15 protein-coding genes are annotated in these 15,764 nt (G+C 59.6%); 14 read left to right on the top strand and 1 reads right to left on the bottom strand.

The features are described from left to right. Positions 1-15 precede the first annotated feature (15 nt). The gene (locus tag DBV08_RS15360) at positions 16-1,632 is read right to left on the bottom strand and encodes an AMP-binding protein (RefSeq protein WP_124567967.1); all 1,617 of its coding nucleotides are present in this window, start codon (positions 1,630-1,632) and stop codon (positions 16-18) included. Between the two features lie 162 nt (positions 1,633-1,794). On the opposite strand from DBV08_RS15360, the gene DBV08_RS15355 reads away from it, so the two are divergent. The 14 genes from DBV08_RS15355 to DBV08_RS15290 all read left to right on the top strand — a co-directional run bounded on the left by DBV08_RS15355 (position 1,795) and on the right by DBV08_RS15290 (position 15,747). Continuing rightward, positions 1,795-2,646, top strand: a complete 852-nt coding sequence (locus tag DBV08_RS15355; protein ID WP_124567966.1) for a LuxR C-terminal-related transcriptional regulator — start codon at positions 1,795-1,797, stop codon at positions 2,644-2,646. 212 nt (positions 2,647-2,858) lie between these two features. Beyond that, on the top strand, positions 2,859-3,236 hold the full coding sequence (locus tag DBV08_RS15350; protein WP_185564655.1) for a hypothetical protein: 378 nt from the start codon (positions 2,859-2,861) through the stop codon (positions 3,234-3,236). A 62-nt stretch (positions 3,237-3,298) separates the two neighbouring features. Then, entirely contained in the window at positions 3,299-4,096 is a 798-nt protein-coding gene (locus DBV08_RS15345) for an amidohydrolase family protein (protein WP_185564669.1), read from the top strand. A 203-nt stretch (positions 4,097-4,299) separates the two neighbouring features. Next, complete coding sequence (locus DBV08_RS15340) at positions 4,300-5,307, top strand: nitronate monooxygenase family protein (protein ID WP_124567964.1); 1,008 nt, start codon at positions 4,300-4,302, stop codon at positions 5,305-5,307. 270 nt (positions 5,308-5,577) lie between these two features. Continuing rightward, entirely contained in the window at positions 5,578-6,426 is an 849-nt protein-coding gene (locus tag DBV08_RS15335) for an acetoacetate decarboxylase family protein (protein WP_124567963.1), read from the top strand. 2 nt (positions 6,427-6,428) lie between these two features. Further along, positions 6,429-7,136 carry an RraA family protein gene (locus DBV08_RS15330; protein ID WP_124567962.1) on the top strand — a complete coding sequence of 236 codons (708 nt, stop codon included), beginning with the start codon at positions 6,429-6,431 and terminating at the stop codon, positions 7,134-7,136. Between the two features lie 223 nt (positions 7,137-7,359). After that, positions 7,360-8,271, top strand: a complete 912-nt coding sequence (locus DBV08_RS15325; protein WP_124567961.1) for a 2-dehydropantoate 2-reductase — start codon at positions 7,360-7,362, stop codon at positions 8,269-8,271. Continuing rightward, positions 8,268-9,446: an aminotransferase class I/II-fold pyridoxal phosphate-dependent enzyme gene (locus DBV08_RS15320; RefSeq protein WP_185564653.1), complete on the top strand. Its 1,179-nt coding sequence runs from the start codon at positions 8,268-8,270 to the stop codon at positions 9,444-9,446. The genes DBV08_RS15325 and DBV08_RS15320 overlap by 4 nt, the downstream gene beginning before the upstream one ends. A gap of 144 nt (positions 9,447-9,590) precedes the next feature. After that, the gene (locus DBV08_RS15315) at positions 9,591-10,415 is read left to right on the top strand and encodes a class II aldolase/adducin family protein (RefSeq protein ID WP_124567960.1); all 825 of its coding nucleotides are present in this window, start codon (positions 9,591-9,593) and stop codon (positions 10,413-10,415) included. 205 nt (positions 10,416-10,620) lie between these two features. Beyond that, on the top strand, positions 10,621-11,073 hold the full coding sequence (locus DBV08_RS15310) for an Lrp/AsnC family transcriptional regulator (RefSeq protein ID WP_124567959.1): 453 nt from the start codon (positions 10,621-10,623) through the stop codon (positions 11,071-11,073). Between the two features lie 224 nt (positions 11,074-11,297). Next, positions 11,298-12,149, top strand: a complete 852-nt coding sequence (locus DBV08_RS15305; RefSeq protein WP_124567958.1) for a LuxR C-terminal-related transcriptional regulator — start codon at positions 11,298-11,300, stop codon at positions 12,147-12,149. 268 nt (positions 12,150-12,417) lie between these two features. Beyond that, positions 12,418-13,188 (top strand): enoyl-CoA hydratase-related protein, encoded by a 771-nt coding sequence (locus DBV08_RS15300; protein ID WP_124567957.1) that lies wholly within the window; start codon positions 12,418-12,420, stop codon positions 13,186-13,188. A 91-nt stretch (positions 13,189-13,279) separates the two neighbouring features. Then, a complete protein-coding gene (locus DBV08_RS15295; RefSeq protein WP_124567956.1) occupies positions 13,280-14,695 on the top strand; it encodes an aldehyde dehydrogenase family protein in 1,416 nt (471 codons plus the stop codon). Then, entirely contained in the window at positions 14,692-15,747 is a 1,056-nt protein-coding gene (locus DBV08_RS15290) for an enoyl-CoA hydratase/isomerase family protein (RefSeq protein WP_221621598.1), read from the top strand. Before DBV08_RS15295 ends, DBV08_RS15290 begins: the two co-directional genes overlap by 4 nt. The last annotated feature ends 17 nt before the right edge of the window (positions 15,748-15,764 follow it).

Raw genomic sequence — 15,764 nt, 5'->3', positions numbered from 1 at the left:
TATATGGTTTGGCGGTCAAAGCCCGAGAAGCTGTAGCGCTTGCTCGCGCATCTCCACTTTGCGCACTTTGCCACTGACCGTCATCGGGTATTCGTCCACGCAGTGGACATAGCGAGGAATCTTGTAGTGGGCGAGTTTGCCGGCACAGAAGGCTCGAAGGCTTTCGGCGTCGATGTGTTCGGCGCCGGCACGCAAACGCAACCACACCATGAGTTCCTCGCCGTACTTGTCGTCGGGTACCCCGATGATTTGGGCGTCGAGGATATCGGGGTGGGTGTACAGAAACTCCTCGATTTCTCGCGGGTAGATGTTCTCGCCACCACGAATCACCATGTCCTTGATACGCCCGGTGATTCCGACGAATCCGTCCTCATCCATCATTGCCAGGTCACCGCTGTGAATCCAACCGTCGGCATCGACAGCTTGGGCAGTCTTTTCGGGGTCGTTCCAGTAGCCGAGCATTACCGAGTAGCCGCGGACGCACAATTCGCCGGACTCTCCCCGTTCCAGGGTGTCACCGGTGACCGGATCGGCGATCTTGACCTCGACATGCGGGTGCGCGCGCCCCACAGTGGACACGCGCCGGTCGAGCGAATCGTCGACCCACGTCTGGGTGGACGCGGGGGACGTTTCCGTCATCCCGTAGGCGATCGCAATTTCGGGTGCCCACTGCGTGATTCGTTTCATTATCTCGACAGGGCAAGGTGAGCCCGCCATTGCGCCGGTGCGTAGCGAGGACAGATCGTACGATGCGACGTCGGGGACGTTGAGCATTCCGATGAACATCGTCGGTACACCGTACAGAGAAGTGCACCGCTCCTGCTCACATGCCTGGAGCGTCGCAATCGGGTCGAAAGCAGGCGCCGGAATCACCACGCACGCACCGTGTGTGGTCGCCCCGAGGTTACCCATCACCATGCCGAAGCAGTGATAGAACGGCACCGGAACACAAATCCGGTCGTTCTCCGTGTAACCGAGCAACTTGCCCACGAAATACCCGTTATTGAGGATGTTGCGATGAGAGAGCGTAACCCCTTTCGGGAAACCTGTTGTCCCTGACGTGTATTGAATGTTGATCGGATCATCAGGCGAGAGAGTTGCCTGGCGCTCCCTGAGTATCTCGGGTGAAATCCGTTGACCACGTTTGAGCAGATCGGCCCACTTGTCACTCCCGAAGAACACCACATGATCAAGGTGCTCCGACCGCGGTGCCACCTCGTCAAGCATCGCGGTGTAGTCGGAGGACCTGAACGCGGAAAGCGCGAAAACCATCCGGATTCCGGCATGGTTGAGTGCGTACTCCAACTCGTGTGTGCGGTACGCCGGGTTGATGTTGACCAGGACGGCACCCACCTTCGCTGCTGCGTACTGGACGATGGTCCATTCCGCGCAGTTGGGTGCCCAGATGCCGATCCGGTCACCGGCAACGATGCCGTCGGCGATAAGTGCCAGAGCCAGCGCATCGACATCCGCGCGCAAGGTGGTGTACGTCCACCGGCGGCCGGTCGGCACATCGATCACGGCCTCGTTATCGGGAAACTTCACCGCGGTCCGGTCGAAGTTGTCGCCGATCGTCATCTCGAGCATCGGTTGCTCGGTGGGGCCGATGGCATGGCTAAGTCTGAGGTTCATATGTGCTCCTTCATTCCTGAGAAGCAATGTGACCTGGAAAACAGTCGTGGTGGGACCCCCAAAGGTAGGCGACGCACCCACTACCTACCTTGGTAGGTAAGCGTTGCGTTGTTGTGACGGCACTCACTAGCCTCAATCAAAGGTAAGTGGTTGGAGGCCCAGATGACCGCAGCTTTCGAGACGAGCACCCCGATCGAACGACGGATTCTCGCACGCTCGATGGAAATCCTCCGCCGACAGGCGGCTATGGACATGGTTTTCGGTGGTCCGGTACGGCAGGGCGCCGTATCCATGGAGATCACCGACCTCGCCGGCGTCCGGACACGCTCTGCGGTCAATCTCGTGGTGCGCAACGGTGAAGGACTCGGCGGAAAGGCGCTGATGTTGGCCAGACCGGTTTCGGTCGCGGACTACATTTCAGCGCAAGGCATCACCCACGTCTACGACCACGCCGTCCGGCCAGAAGCAATCGAAACCCTCGCGGCCCTACCCATCGTTGTCGATCGTGTTCCTAGAATCCTGATCTACCTTGCTGCGAGAACCCACGTTCGTCTCGGCGACCGCTGGTTCGACAGTTTTGCTCCGTTGGTGAGACGAATCGAGCGTGACATCGCAGTCGAGGACGAAGTGGGTCGGAGATTGAGTCTGATGCGCGCGAGCGCAGAAGCGGAGCGATCACCTCTCACTCGATCTGACATGTTCGACATCGCGAAGGAGCTGACCGATCTCGCAGGCCACATCGAGGATGCCTCGCTCCGTGCGCGAATCGAAGCTGTCGGAAACCGATTCGCGCCGACGCTGATCCCGAGTGCGCCTGTCACCTTGCTCAGGCCTCGTGAAATCGAGGTTCTCGAGTTGGTTGCACGCGGACTGAGCAACCGTGAGGTCGCAGAAACACTCGGGTTGCTCCCCAACACCATCAAGTCCTACCTCAAGAGCACCATGCGCAAGTTGCACGCAAACAACCGGATCCAGGCAGTCTTGGCTGCACGTGAATTGGGGATCGTCAGCTGAACATTCGACCTCGGGTTCACCGCGTTTGCCGCGGGTCCTATGTCGAGCGTCATCGCACCGGCAACCCATTCTCGGAACGTACCCCCCAAAGGAGTTAGCCGAACGTCGACCTACTTTGGGGGGTGTAGGTCGTGCTGTAACCGGACTCACACTGTTCGTCGTACCCCAGCCCGCCGCTGGAGAACCGGTGAGCCAAGCGAGCAGGAGTGTCGATGTCCCGTACAACCGATCCAGGAAATACCCCGCCACCGACCCCGATGCGTCGTATCACCATTGCCAGCTGCACCGGCACGACCATCGAGTTCTACGACTTCTTCATCCACGGCAAGGCCGGAGCTCTCCTTCCGGAGATGTTCCAAACCGAGTACCACTACACCGGCACTGGAATGGCTTACGCAATCGCAGGAGTGATCGGCAGTGGTACCGCACCGATCCTGGCCGGACGCTTCGGTGGTGAGGCCGTGGGGTGGATGCTTGCTGCCTTCGGTGCGCTCAGCCTCATCTGCGCCACTTTCCTCCCCGAGACGCGTCAACGCGTCATGGAAAACCCCACTGCGAACCAGACCCCGTCGAAAGTCCTCGCTGCCTGAGGCTTCGACGGACAACGGGAAAGACGAAAGGCGAAACTGTGGCAAAGACAATCGATGCATGGATGCAGCACCCGACTCAGCGGTGGCTGGACATGCCCTTCCTGGACTCACTTCGTCGGTGGTCACACGGCACGATTCCAGATACCGAACCACCGGTCTCGTGGACCCTCGACCGTATGGACGAAGCCGGCGTCGAGATCGGCATGCTGAGTGCTTGGCATGGACCGTCAGGAGCACTCATCAGCAACGACGAAGTCGGCGCCGTCGTCAAGAGCCATCCGGACCGCTTCGTCATGGTCGCATCAGCCGATCTGAGTCGACCGATGGACGCGGTGCACGAACTGCGACGATGCGCCGACGAATACGGCGCCGTAGGTCTACGGATCATCCCGTGGCTATGGGACCTACCACCGGACGATCGCCGCTACTACCCCTTGTACGCGGCGTGTTGTGACCTCGACATCACGTTCTGCACGCAAATCGGCCACACCGGACCACTCTGTCCGTCGGAACCTGGTCGCCCCATCCCGTACCTCGATCACGTAGCACTCGAATTCCCTGAGCTTCGGATAGTGGCAGGCCACATCGGGGTGCCGTGGACCAACGAAGCTATCTCTCTCGCAACGAAATACCCGAACGTCTACATCGACACCTCGGCGTACAAGTCCACGCGCTACCCGACCGAAATCGTGGACTACCTGCGCGGTCACGGCCGACACAAGGTGTTGTTCGGTTCGAATCACCCGGCTTGGCCGGCATCCGACTGCCTCGCCGGACTCGACGCGCTCGACCTCGACGAGACAACCCGCGCCGCGTTCCTGCGCAGCAACGCAATCCGCGCTTTCAAACTCCCGTACTGACGGGCGAAACATCCCCAGGATGCGCCAGCAAAGCACCGGGATCGCCGGATACCCGTCAAATACCGTGCGTTGAACGTAGGGCCTGAAAACGGCGTCGGCGTCGGCGTCGGCGTCGGCGTCGAACAAATATGAGCCCGTTGCACTCTCATGACTTCCGGTACGTCCTGCGAACCGCTGGTCACCAAAATCGTGAAGGAGATTCAATGCTTTCTACCGCTTTTACCCAAACCTTCGGCGTGCGTCATCCGATCGTGCAAGGAGGCATGCAGTGGGTCGGCCGCGCCGAACTCGTTGCTGCAGTTGCGAATGCCGGCGCCTTGGGCATGCTGACCGCTTTGACACAGCCCACACCGGAGGATTTGAGAAAGGAAATCGCTCGTACGCGGGAGCTGACCGACCAACCGTTCGGAGTGAACCTGACCATTCTTCCGGCGATCACGCCGCCGCCGTACGAGGAGTACCGGCAGGTGATCATAGAATCCGGAATCACGATCGTGGAGACGGCCGGATCGAATCCTGCTCCACATCTACCCGATTTTCACGCAGCAGGGATCAAGGTGCTTCACAAGTGCACCAGCGTGCGCCATGCCGTCAAGGCACAGGACGTCGGCGTCGACGGCGTCAGCATCGACGGATTCGAATGTGCCGGCCATCCAGGCGAGGATGATATTCCGGGGTTGATCCTCATTGCAGCAGCAGCCGAGCAGATATCCATCCCCATGGTCGCTTCCGGAGGCTTTGCCGACGGTCGGGGTCTCGTCGCTGCGCTCGCACTCGGCGCCGACGGGATCAACATGGGAACCCGCTTCCTGTGCACGGAAGAGGCACCCGTTCATCGGGCCGTGAAGCAAGCGATCGTCGCAGCCAAAGAGACTGACACAGAGCTGATTTTCCGTCCATTGCGTAACACTGCCAGAGTCGCCAGCAACACGGTCAGCCGCGAAGTCGTTGATATCCTTAGTCGCGGTGGTCAATTCGAAGATGTTCGTGAACTGGTTGCGGGAGTTCGAGGACGCAGGGTCTTCGAGACGGGCGACCTTGATGCCGGGATTTGGACGGTCGGGACGGCGCAGGGTCTGATCCACGACATTCCCACCGTTGCAGCACTGATCGATCGGATCACAGCCGATGCAACGCATCTGATCGAAGAGCGTCTCCACGGCCTCATTGTCGCTGAGCACGAAGAAGTCGAAGTGCCAACGCTCGATTGATCGATCGGTAAGCCAGAGTCAGCCAGAATCTGCCAACCTCAGGCCATTCTGTACTGATCTATATCAATATCGACCCATTTCGGAGCATATACGCAATCGCACGGCGTCCCTCCATCGATAGAGTGTCATTCGACATACGAATCGCAGTATGTCGCGTGTTCGAATGATGAGTGTGTCTGACACTCAGAAGATTCGAACTCTCCGAATCGGCAAAATCTGTCGATCCGGCCTTCGGTCGCTCTTCTACTTCGATACCCAGGACACCCATACATGACACAATTCGCAGACTCGCAGGGTTACATGGGCCCATTCTCGCGTGACGGGACGGCCAGCATCGCACCGACTCCACCGTGGCACTACGCCGCGGACTTCGTCACGGTGGAGTACTGGTCCAACCCCGCCGCTGTGGAGGCCCTGCTGCCTCCTGGGCTGACCCTTCACCCGGACGAGCAGGGACTGACGACGTTGTCATTCGTCGACTGGCAAGCGTGTACCGACACCGGCGGGGAATTGCTGGATCCGATTCGGGCGCAGTATCGCGAGTGCATCATGCTTGTCAGTGTCGTGTACGAGGGGATTCCGATGCACTACAGCCCATACATCGTGGTCGACCAGGATACGTCGATGGCGCGTGGATGGGTCCTCGGATATCCGAAAAAGCTAGGCTCCGTGTGGATCACCAAATCGATGGGGGTCCCGTCGATCGCCTCGCCCAGCCTCGCGCCCGGGAACGTCTTTGCCGGGACCGTCGCGGTGAAGGACCGAAGACTGGCCGAAGGAAACGTCCGAATAACGTCGGAAGCCGACGATTCCGCCGTCACCTTCGGCAGCCGTCCGATCGTCGCTCTCCGTCATTTTCCCTCGATGTTCGAAGGTCTACACAACGAACCCGCTGTGTTCGAACTGGTCCGACTTCAGGCCGAGAACGTGATCGCCGGCCCGGTTTGGGAAGGGACGGCGAACCTCAGCATCCTCGAATCACCAACGGAGACCATGAGCGCGCTGCCTCCTGTTCGCGTGGGACGAGGCTGGCGCTACTCACTCGCGATGACCAACCGGTACAACTACCGACTCCGGGACCTTCGAGGTGCCCGCCCAGGCGACTCACAGGAGAACTGATTATGGAATCCGTACAGCTCCAGCGCACCTATCTGGATCTCACCACGCCACATATCGCCGACGCCTGTTTGCGATTGGGCGTTCCCGTGCGTTGTGCTCCACCGAGCATTCGGCCCTTGTGGGCAAACATGCATATGGTGGGCCGAGTAGCACCGGTCCGTCATCACGGCAGTGTCGACGTGTTCCTGGAGGCCATCGAAAGCTCGGAATCCGGCGACGTGTTGATGGTCGACAACGGGGGACGAGAAGATGAGGCTTGCGTCGGAGACCTGGTAGCACTCGAGGCTCAGCGCGCCGACTTGTCGGGCATTGTGATCTGGGGGCTTCACCGGGACACGAGTGAACTGCGAACTATCAGATTGCCGCTGTTCAGCCAGGGCGCATTGCCGACCGGCCCCCAGCGTCTCGACGGCACAGATTCTCGAACCCTCGTTTCCGCACGGTGCGGTCGGCACACCTCGACCGCTCACGATTTCCTGGTCGGTGACGATGACGGAGTGATTTTCGTGCCTTTGAATCGCGCCGCAGATGTGGCAGAACTTGCGACCACGATTCGAGACACGGAGCGATACCAGGCTGCGCGCATGCGGCAAGGTACGACCTTCCGTGCGCAGGCACAGTTCGACGAGTTCCTTACCACGCGGAAGGAACGAGAGGACTTCACCTTCCGCCAGCACCTACGAGCAATCGGCGGTGCCATCGAGGAATAGTGCGGAAGGATTTTGGCATATATCCACCCTTTGGCCTACTTTCTTCCACAATCCAGATCGATCCGCGCCAATTTCGGGATAATTTCTCAAACGCGTCCGGCTAATCTTCTTCTATCAACAGTCTCGAACATGAGTGATCTCCGGGAACCGTGACTGACCAGGATCAATCGGTCGCTCTACGAGCCCCCTCATGATTCATCGATAGTCAACGAGGAGAAGAACTTTGACTTCGAACAGCAAGTCTCGTCCAGTTGCGGTCATCGGAGCGGGCGCCATCGGGCTCTCGCTGGCTTCCGCTTTTGCCCGGGCCGGGCATCCGATCACTGTGTGCGGCGGGCGGGTTCCCTTCGATCGCATCGAGATCGCAGAAAACGGCATCTCCGAATCATGGCCGGTTCGACATGTCACCGAGCCAGGTGAGATCGAGGGGCCCGTCATCGCAATCGTCGCCGTCAAAGCCCATCACACCGAAGCCGTTGCCGATTGGCTTCGCGCTGTGGACCATTCGGAATCCAGAGTGTTGGTGGCACAGAACGGTGTCGAACTCTCCGAACGAATCTCGCCGTATATCGCTGCAGCACAGATCGTCCCGAGTGTCGTCTATCTCAACGTCGAACGAACGGCACCTGGACGAGCGGTACTTCGGCGGGTCGGAGATGTAGATCTGGCGTTACCCGAAGGCGAGGCGGGCACGGCCTTGGCGGCCGAGTTACGAGCGGGTCTCATGCGGGCATCAACTGAGACCGATTTGAAGACGGTCGCCTGGTCAAAGCTTCTCACCAACATCACGGCGAATCCGCTGACTGCGTTGACCGGGCGGAGAGCAGATGTAATGCGCGACCCGGAAATCGGGAACATCGCGCGTCAGATCATGCACGAGGCCGTTGTCGTCGGTAGGGCAGACGGCGCGGCGTTGACCGACGAGCACGCGGAGCGCGCTATGCACTGGTTGCAAAGCGTTCCGGAGGGCAGCACCACCTCGATGCGCCAGGATCGACTGGCCGGCCGCCCACTCGAGTACGACGCGCTCACGGGGGCGGTCGTCAGGACTGCGGAACGGCATGGTGTCGACGTCCCCGTCAACCGTTTTGTGCTGGCCCTGGTGGCGGCAATCCAGGCGGAGGAGATCGCGTGAAAATCTCCGCACGCGCGCAGGCAATTGCACCCTTCTACGCGATGGAATTCGGAAAACGCGCTGCTGGATTGGAACTCCAGGGACACCATGTTGTGAAGTTGAGTATCGGTGAACCGGACTTCGGAGCGCCTCCGCCGGTGTTGAAACTGATGCGCGAGATCATGGACGGCCGAGCAATGCCGTATACCGCGTCACTCGGGTTGCCTGCACTGAGGCAATCGATCGCACAGTTCTATCGAGATCAGCACGGAGTCGAGGTCGACCCCGCCCGTGTAGTCGTCACTGCCGGTGCTTCAGCGGCACTGGTGCTGCTCATGGCTGCGCTAGTTGACACTGACGACGAGGTGATGATCGGAGATCCTTCTTACCCGTGCAACCGTCAGATTGCGGAGAGCTTCGGCGCCCGTGTGAATCTCGTACCCGCACCTGCCGAGACCCGGTACCAGTTGGACGTGCAAGCGGTGCAATCGAATTGGACCGAATCCACCTGCGGAATCATGATCGCAACGCCGTCGAATCCAACCGGCACTTCTGTTGCACTGAACGAGTTGGCGTCGATCTGCGAATTCGCCCGCGATGCCGGTGCGTGGCGAATCGTCGACGAGATCTACTTGAACCTGAGCGACCATGATGACCGGGGCGCAGCACCGCGGAGCGCGCTGTCCGTCGACCCGGACTGCATTGTGGTGAACAGCTTCTCGAAGTACTTCGGTATGACGGGGTGGAGGTTGGGCTGGTGCATCGTTCCCAAAGCCCTGGTTCCTGCAATCGAGCGTCTCGCACAGAACTACTTTCTCTGCCCGTCGTCGCCGGCCCAACATGCGGCACTTGCCTGCTTCACTCCGGAAGCGTTGGCCGTGTGCGAGCACCGCCGTATCGAATTCGGGCGCCGTCGAGTTCGAGTCGTCAACGGCTTGAAAGAGATCGGACTGCCGATCCCGGTCGAACCGAACGGTGCGTTCTACGTCTATTTCGACGTAAGTCACACCGGTCTGACCGCATGGGAGTTTTGCGAACGCGCCCTCGACGAGGCACACGTCGCACTGACGCCTGGCACCGACTTCGGTGTACACAGCGCAAAGACGCACGTCCGATTGTCCTACGCCGCACCGATGAGCGAACTCGACGAAGGACTCGCCAGGTTGGGCAAGTTCGTGACTTCGCTCGCGGCGTAGGGATCTCCTGTATTGAGCAACCGTCGCACAGAGCGACAGCGGAGGATGAACATCGACTTCATCTGTGTCGAAATCGTGTACAAGCGACGCATCATCCGCCGGTTGGGCCGTTAGCCATGACATCGAGCACAGAAAGGTTTCGCCATGAGCAATACAGTTGAATCGACAGAGGAGACAAGTCTTCTCGACAGGCCCGCAAGTATCGTCAAACCCGGAGCTGGTGTTCCCGGCCCTCCGACGGGGCTCAACATCGAGGACGAGCGCCGTCTTCGCAAACGAGAACTTGCGGCGTCACTGCGGCTGTTCGGTAAATTCGGTTTCGGCGAGGGCGTTGCCGGACACATGACCGTTCGCGATCCAGAGTTCCAGGACGAGTTCTGGGTTAATCCTTTCACCATGAGTTTCAAAGCGATTCGCGTCTCCGATCTCATTCGGGTCAATCACGCGGGCCGAGTGGTGGAAGGTGAGGGATCGGTAAACCTTGCCGGCTTCTTCATTCATTCCGAGCTGCACAAGGCTCGTCCGGATGTCGTCGCGGCCTCGCATACTCATTCGATCTACGGCCGGGCTTTGGCCTCACTCGGATTGCCGATCCTTCCCATCAACCAGGATGCAACTGCCTTCTACAACGACCACGCGCTGTACGATTTCTATGGCGGGCCTGCGGGTTACCGTGAAGAAGGCGAACGAATTGCAGCTGCACTGGGAGACGCGAAGGCAGCGGTTCTGCAAAACCACGGACTACTCACAACAGGGCAGTCCGCCGGTGAGGCTGCATGGTGGTTCATAGCAATGGAGCGGTGTGCGCAGGTGCAACTGACAGCAATGGCAGCCGGAACACCGATCGAGATGGACCATGAGACAGCAACCTTCTCTCACCGCGAGGTCGGATCTGCATTTGCGGGTTGGCTCAGCTTCCGACCTCTGTGGGACGACATCACTCGTGAGCATCCGGAGTTGCTCACCTAGATCGAAAGTCATTGGCAATATAGGGATCTGACGGCCTCGGTTGCGCACCGAAAATCAGTGCGCAACCGGGGACCGCGATCGGACTTTGCGAAGCAATGTAACTGCTGGAAGCGATCTACACAGAGCACATGAACGAGGCACAGTCTCCTATCGGGAGTTTCCGAGATCGCTCCTCGACGGCAGTCACTGTGGGAGGATGATGTTCATGGACGCGGTCGACAGAGAAATTCTCACCGAGCTCCAACAGAACGGTCGTCTCACTGTCACGGAACTCGCGGAGCGGGTCCGCATCAGTGTTTCGCCCTGCCATCGTCGCCTCCGCGCGCTGGAACAGGCAGGCGTGATAAGTGGCTATCGCGCGGAACTCAACGCGAGTGCTTTGGGATTGAACTTTCATTCGCTTGTATTCGTCACGATGTTGAATGCAGACCGCGGTACCCTCGACGCTTTCGAGGACTCCGTCGTCGATATCCCCAATGTCATACTTGCGCAACGCCTCTTCGGTGATCCGGACTATCTTCTGCGCATCGTCGCCCGAGACTTGCCGGCGTTTCAGAAGTTGTACGACACGCGACTCGCTTCGCTGCCCGGGGTTGCTCGCCTCAGCTCGACCCTCGTGATGAAAAGTGTGGTCGACAGTCGATCGCTACCGCTCTGACGGGCCCCTAGCGCAGGAATGCATCGAGATCTCCGGTCGCATCGATCAGACACTCGATACCTACCTTTGGGGGTACGACCTTGCCTGAATGTGACGCCACTCACTAGCCTTCGAGGCAGAGGCACGGAAGCCGACACGATTTTGTCGATACTCCATCGGACTCGCCCTTGAAAGCGGTAGGTGATCTTCCGAGGAGTCGATCCGAACTGACAAGAAGAGAACCGATGATCAACGCTGAATCTTTGGATCTGCGCGTCGAGCGCCACCTGAAGGGACGCCTCGAGCAACTCCGACGCGCCAGCGGGTTGCCGGTCCTGCTGGCGGGCACAGCTACACCTGGAGTAGGAGGCCGGCGATTGCGGATCACCACACTCTCAGGCACCTTCGGACGTGGACTTCTCGGTTTGGAACTCGCTGCAGGCCAAGGGGTTGGCGGTATCGTCGTGTCCCGAGCGACCCCTTGCCGTGTGGACAACTACGCAACGGACAGGTCGATTACTCACGAATTCGACCACATAATCCTCGGCGAAGAGAGAATACACTCGATGTTCGCGTTACCCGTCGTGGTGGACGGCACGGTTCGCGGCGTATTCTACGGCGCAACACGTGAACGCAGACAGATCGGTGATGTCGCGTTATGTGCTGCGGGACGCGTTGCTGCTTTGACGGCAAAGGATCTCGAGCGTTTGCAGACAACTGATGAACACCCCGCCGACGAGGCGCCTCGCCGACCCATTGTGAACTTCGCTCGGATCGACCGAGCTGTGAACGAACTCAGGTCGCTTACGGACACTGTGTCCGACAGTGTAGTTCGTGGCCGACTCACCCAGATCATCGACGATCTCGGCGTAGCCTCTCGCCGCCCGACCCGTGGACCTGAGCGGGTGACGGTCACGCGACGCGAACTGGAGACCTTGCGCCTGGTAGAACTCGGCGCAAGTAATCTCGTCATCGCAGAGCAATTGGGTCTGAGCATCCAAACTGTCAAGGCTTACATGAGTTCGGCAATGCGGAAGCTCGATGCGCAAAACCGTACCTCAGCGGTGCACAAGGCCCGGGCCGAAGGCTTGCTCTGATCTCGGCCGAATGTCCTGCGCCCGTGGGTGCCTGGTCGAATGTCAGCTCCTTCCGTCCAATGAATGTGCTCTCACACGAATACCAACTTTTGCGTGTAGTAACCCACGCACTCCTCGTCGTAACGTCACCCTGGTTCGACCACCGAGTGCCGCTGTGAATGCGTTCTCGCGGAATCATTCTGCCCGACAAGGGCTCCGTGACGGTGATCGAGAGCAGTTGACCGATCACGAATGATCGGGCCATGCGCATCGACAGAGGAGTTGAGCAATGCCAGTCAAGGAAGAAAACGATGGTGACGTCACCATTCTGACAATCGAGCGGCCGGAAGCGCACAACGCGGTGAATGCGGAGACAGCCGTCGCACTGGCGTCGGCCATTCAACGGTTCGGCCGAAATGACGAGTCCAACGTTCTGGTACTTACCGGCAGTGGGTCCACCTCGTTCTGCGCCGGCGCCGATTTGAAGGACATTCCGCGTCTGCTCGCGAACGCAGAGTTCTGTGACTCGGTCGGGCCGATGGGCTTCGCCAAGCTGGACCCGGGAAAAGTCACGATCGCGGCTGTCAACGGATACTGCTTTGCTGGTGGACTCGAGCTCGCTGCATGGTGCGATTTCCGGATCGCTGACGAGCAAGCTGAGTTCGGCGCACTGAATCGGCGTTGGGGGGTGCCGTTCTTCGATGGAGGAACGCTGCGACTGCCGCGGATTGTGGGTTTGAGCAATGCTCTGTGGATGATGGAATCGGGGGCTCGATTCGACGCCACACGAGCTCGCGAGATCGGATTCGTCCAAGACGTTGTCCCAACTGGTGAGGCGCTACCGCGCGCCGTCGATCTCGCACACCACATCGCGCGATATCCGCAAGAAAGTCTTCGGGCTGATCGTCGGTCCATACTCGCATCGGGCGGGTACAGGACCGATGAGGGTTTAGCACTCGAAGATGACTACCGTCGCTCCTCGCTCGACAATCCGGAGGTGATGGAACGCCTCGAGGCCTTCGCCCGTGGTGAGCGCCCCGAGTCGCCCAGACCCGCATGACGGTTGCCTGTTGACGCTGAAAGCACTACCGCAGTAGTCGAATACACAACCGAGAGCATCGCACTTCCTGAGTGCCGACGAGGAGATTCTGATGATTGATCGAACTGCAATGTACATCGACGGCACGTGGACATCAGGTAGCACCGACACGATTCCCGTGGAGAACCCCGCCACCGAGGAAGTCATCGGTGCGGTAGCCGACGGAACGGCAGCGGATGCCGATCGAGCGGTTTGTGCCGCCCGCAACGCCTTCCCTGGTTGGGCTGCGACCTCACGCGCTGAACGGGCGAGGTTGTTGAGCAGGTTGTCCGAGGGGCTCGGGAAGCGGGCAACGGAGATTGCAGAAGCGATCGCAACCGACGTCGGTACACCCATGAGAATCGCCAGTCGGATTCAAGCTGCTCTGCCCCTGACGGATATCCGAAGCTACATCGACTTGCTCGGCGAACAAGCGCATGAGGAAACGATCGGCAACTCGCTCATAGTGAGGGAGCCGGCAGGTGTTGTCGCAGCGATCACGCCATGGAACTACCCACTGCATCAGATTGCGTGCAAGATTGCACCGGCCTTGGCTGCTGGATGCACCGTCGTCGTCAAGCCCAGCGAGGTGGCTCCGATGGCTGTCTACCTGTTGTTCGACGCGATTCACGAAGCCGGTTTTCCCCCTGGCGTGGTGAATCTGATCAGTGGATACGGGCCGGTGATCGGTGAAGCCTTGGTCACCCATCCGGAAGTGGACGTGGTTTCGTTCACGGGATCCGTCCGTGGCGGCGCCCGCGTCGCCGAACTCGCTTCTCGGTCGATCAAGCGTGTGACGTTGGAACTGGGCGGCAAGTCGGCAAATGTCATCCTCGACGACGCCGATATCGCAACCGCAGTGAAAGTTGGTGTGTCGAACGCCTTCCTCAATGCCGGACAAACGTGCACGGCTTGGACCCGGATGCTCGTCCCCGCGGATCGCCACGAAGAAGCAGTCGAGTTGGCAAAGGCGGCCGCCGAGGGCTTCTCTCCGGGTGATCCACTCGATCCTGAAACCAAGCTCGGACCACTGGTCTCACGAAATCAACGTGACCAAGTCCTCGACTTCATCAAGAAGGGTATCGACGGCGGCGCTCGCCTCGTAACCGGAGGCTTGGCCGCGCCCGACGGACTAGGCCGTGGATACTTCGTACGTCCGACCGTATTCGCCGACGTAGACCCCGATTCGGTCATTGCGCAGGAAGAAATCTTCGGGCCCGTGCTTTCTATCATTCCGTACAAGGACGAGACCGAAGCGCTTGCTATAGCCAACAACTCGTCGTTCGGTCTGCACGGCGCAGTGTGGTCCGCCGACCGAGTCCGAGCACTCGCTTTCGCGCGTCAGGTACGCACGGGACAGATCGATATCAACGGCGGTGCCTTCAACCCGCTGGCCCCCTTCGGCGGTTACAAGAAATCGGGAGTGGGTCGCGAACTCGGTCGCCTCGGGTTGGACGAGTTCCTCGAGACGAAGTCGATCCAGCTTTGAACGCCGTCGAACCTGGAGTTCGCATCACCGTCGAAGGGCACTCGGGCAGAATCACACTAAACCGTCCACGCGCACTCAACGCCCTCGATCACGGAATGGTTCGCACCATCGGAGAAACACTGGGCGAGTGGGAGAATGACAGTCGCATTCGTACAGTGATACTCGACGGCAGCGGTGAGCGCGGCCTTTGCGCCGGCAGCGACATCAGATCGATCTACGACGATGCTCGGACCGGTGGTACGGCTTCACTCGAGTTCTGGCGTGACGAGTATCGGCTGAATGCACAGATCGCGCGATTCTCGAAAGAATACGTAGCAGTGATGGACGGGCTCGTTATCGGAGGTGGGGTAGGCCTGTCCGCTCACGGTTCCATTCGAATCGTCACCGAACGCACCCGAATCAGCATGCCCGAGACAAGTATCGGATTCACGCCCGACGTCGGTAGCAGCTACCTGTTGTCCCGCTCACCTGGCGAGCTAGGCACCCACGCTGCGCTGACCGCGGGAAGTCTAGGCGGCTCTGACGCAATCCATTTCGGATTGGCCGACTACTACGTCCCAAGCAAGAAGCTGCCTGCTCTGATGATCGCACTCGCGACCTTGCCAGCCGATTCCGCTGTGACATCGTTCGCCGAATCTCCGCCCGAAAGTCCGCTTGCGTCCGAGAGAATATGGATAGACCCGTGCTTCCGCGCAGATGATGTCGAAGAGATTGTGTACAGACTTCAAGCGAGTACTGCAGGTGACAAGGCAAATTCGGCTGCCGCCAAGGTGTTGGCCAACTCGCCTACGGCACTCAAGGTAACACTGCGTGCATTGCGATCGGCACGCGAACTATCGCTCGAGGCCGCCATCGAACAGGAATACCGAATGGCCGCAGCAGGCCTGAGTTCCGCCGACTTCGTCGAAGGTATTCGAGCGCAGATCATTGACAGAGATCACCACCCTCAATGGTCGCCTGCAACGCTCGAAGAAGTCGACGAACAGCTGGTCGATCGATACTTCAGTGTTCCGGAACTTGGCGATCTCGGGCTCCCACCTGCTCAGAATTAGACCACGTTTCTCCTGAC

The organism is Rhodococcus sp. KBW08 (genome assembly GCF_003852455.1).
Lineage (GTDB): Bacteria > Actinomycetota > Actinomycetes > Mycobacteriales > Mycobacteriaceae > Rhodococcus_F > Rhodococcus_F baikonurensis.
Note: the sequence above shows the minus strand (reverse complement) of the source record. Positions and strands in the feature narration are given on the sequence as shown.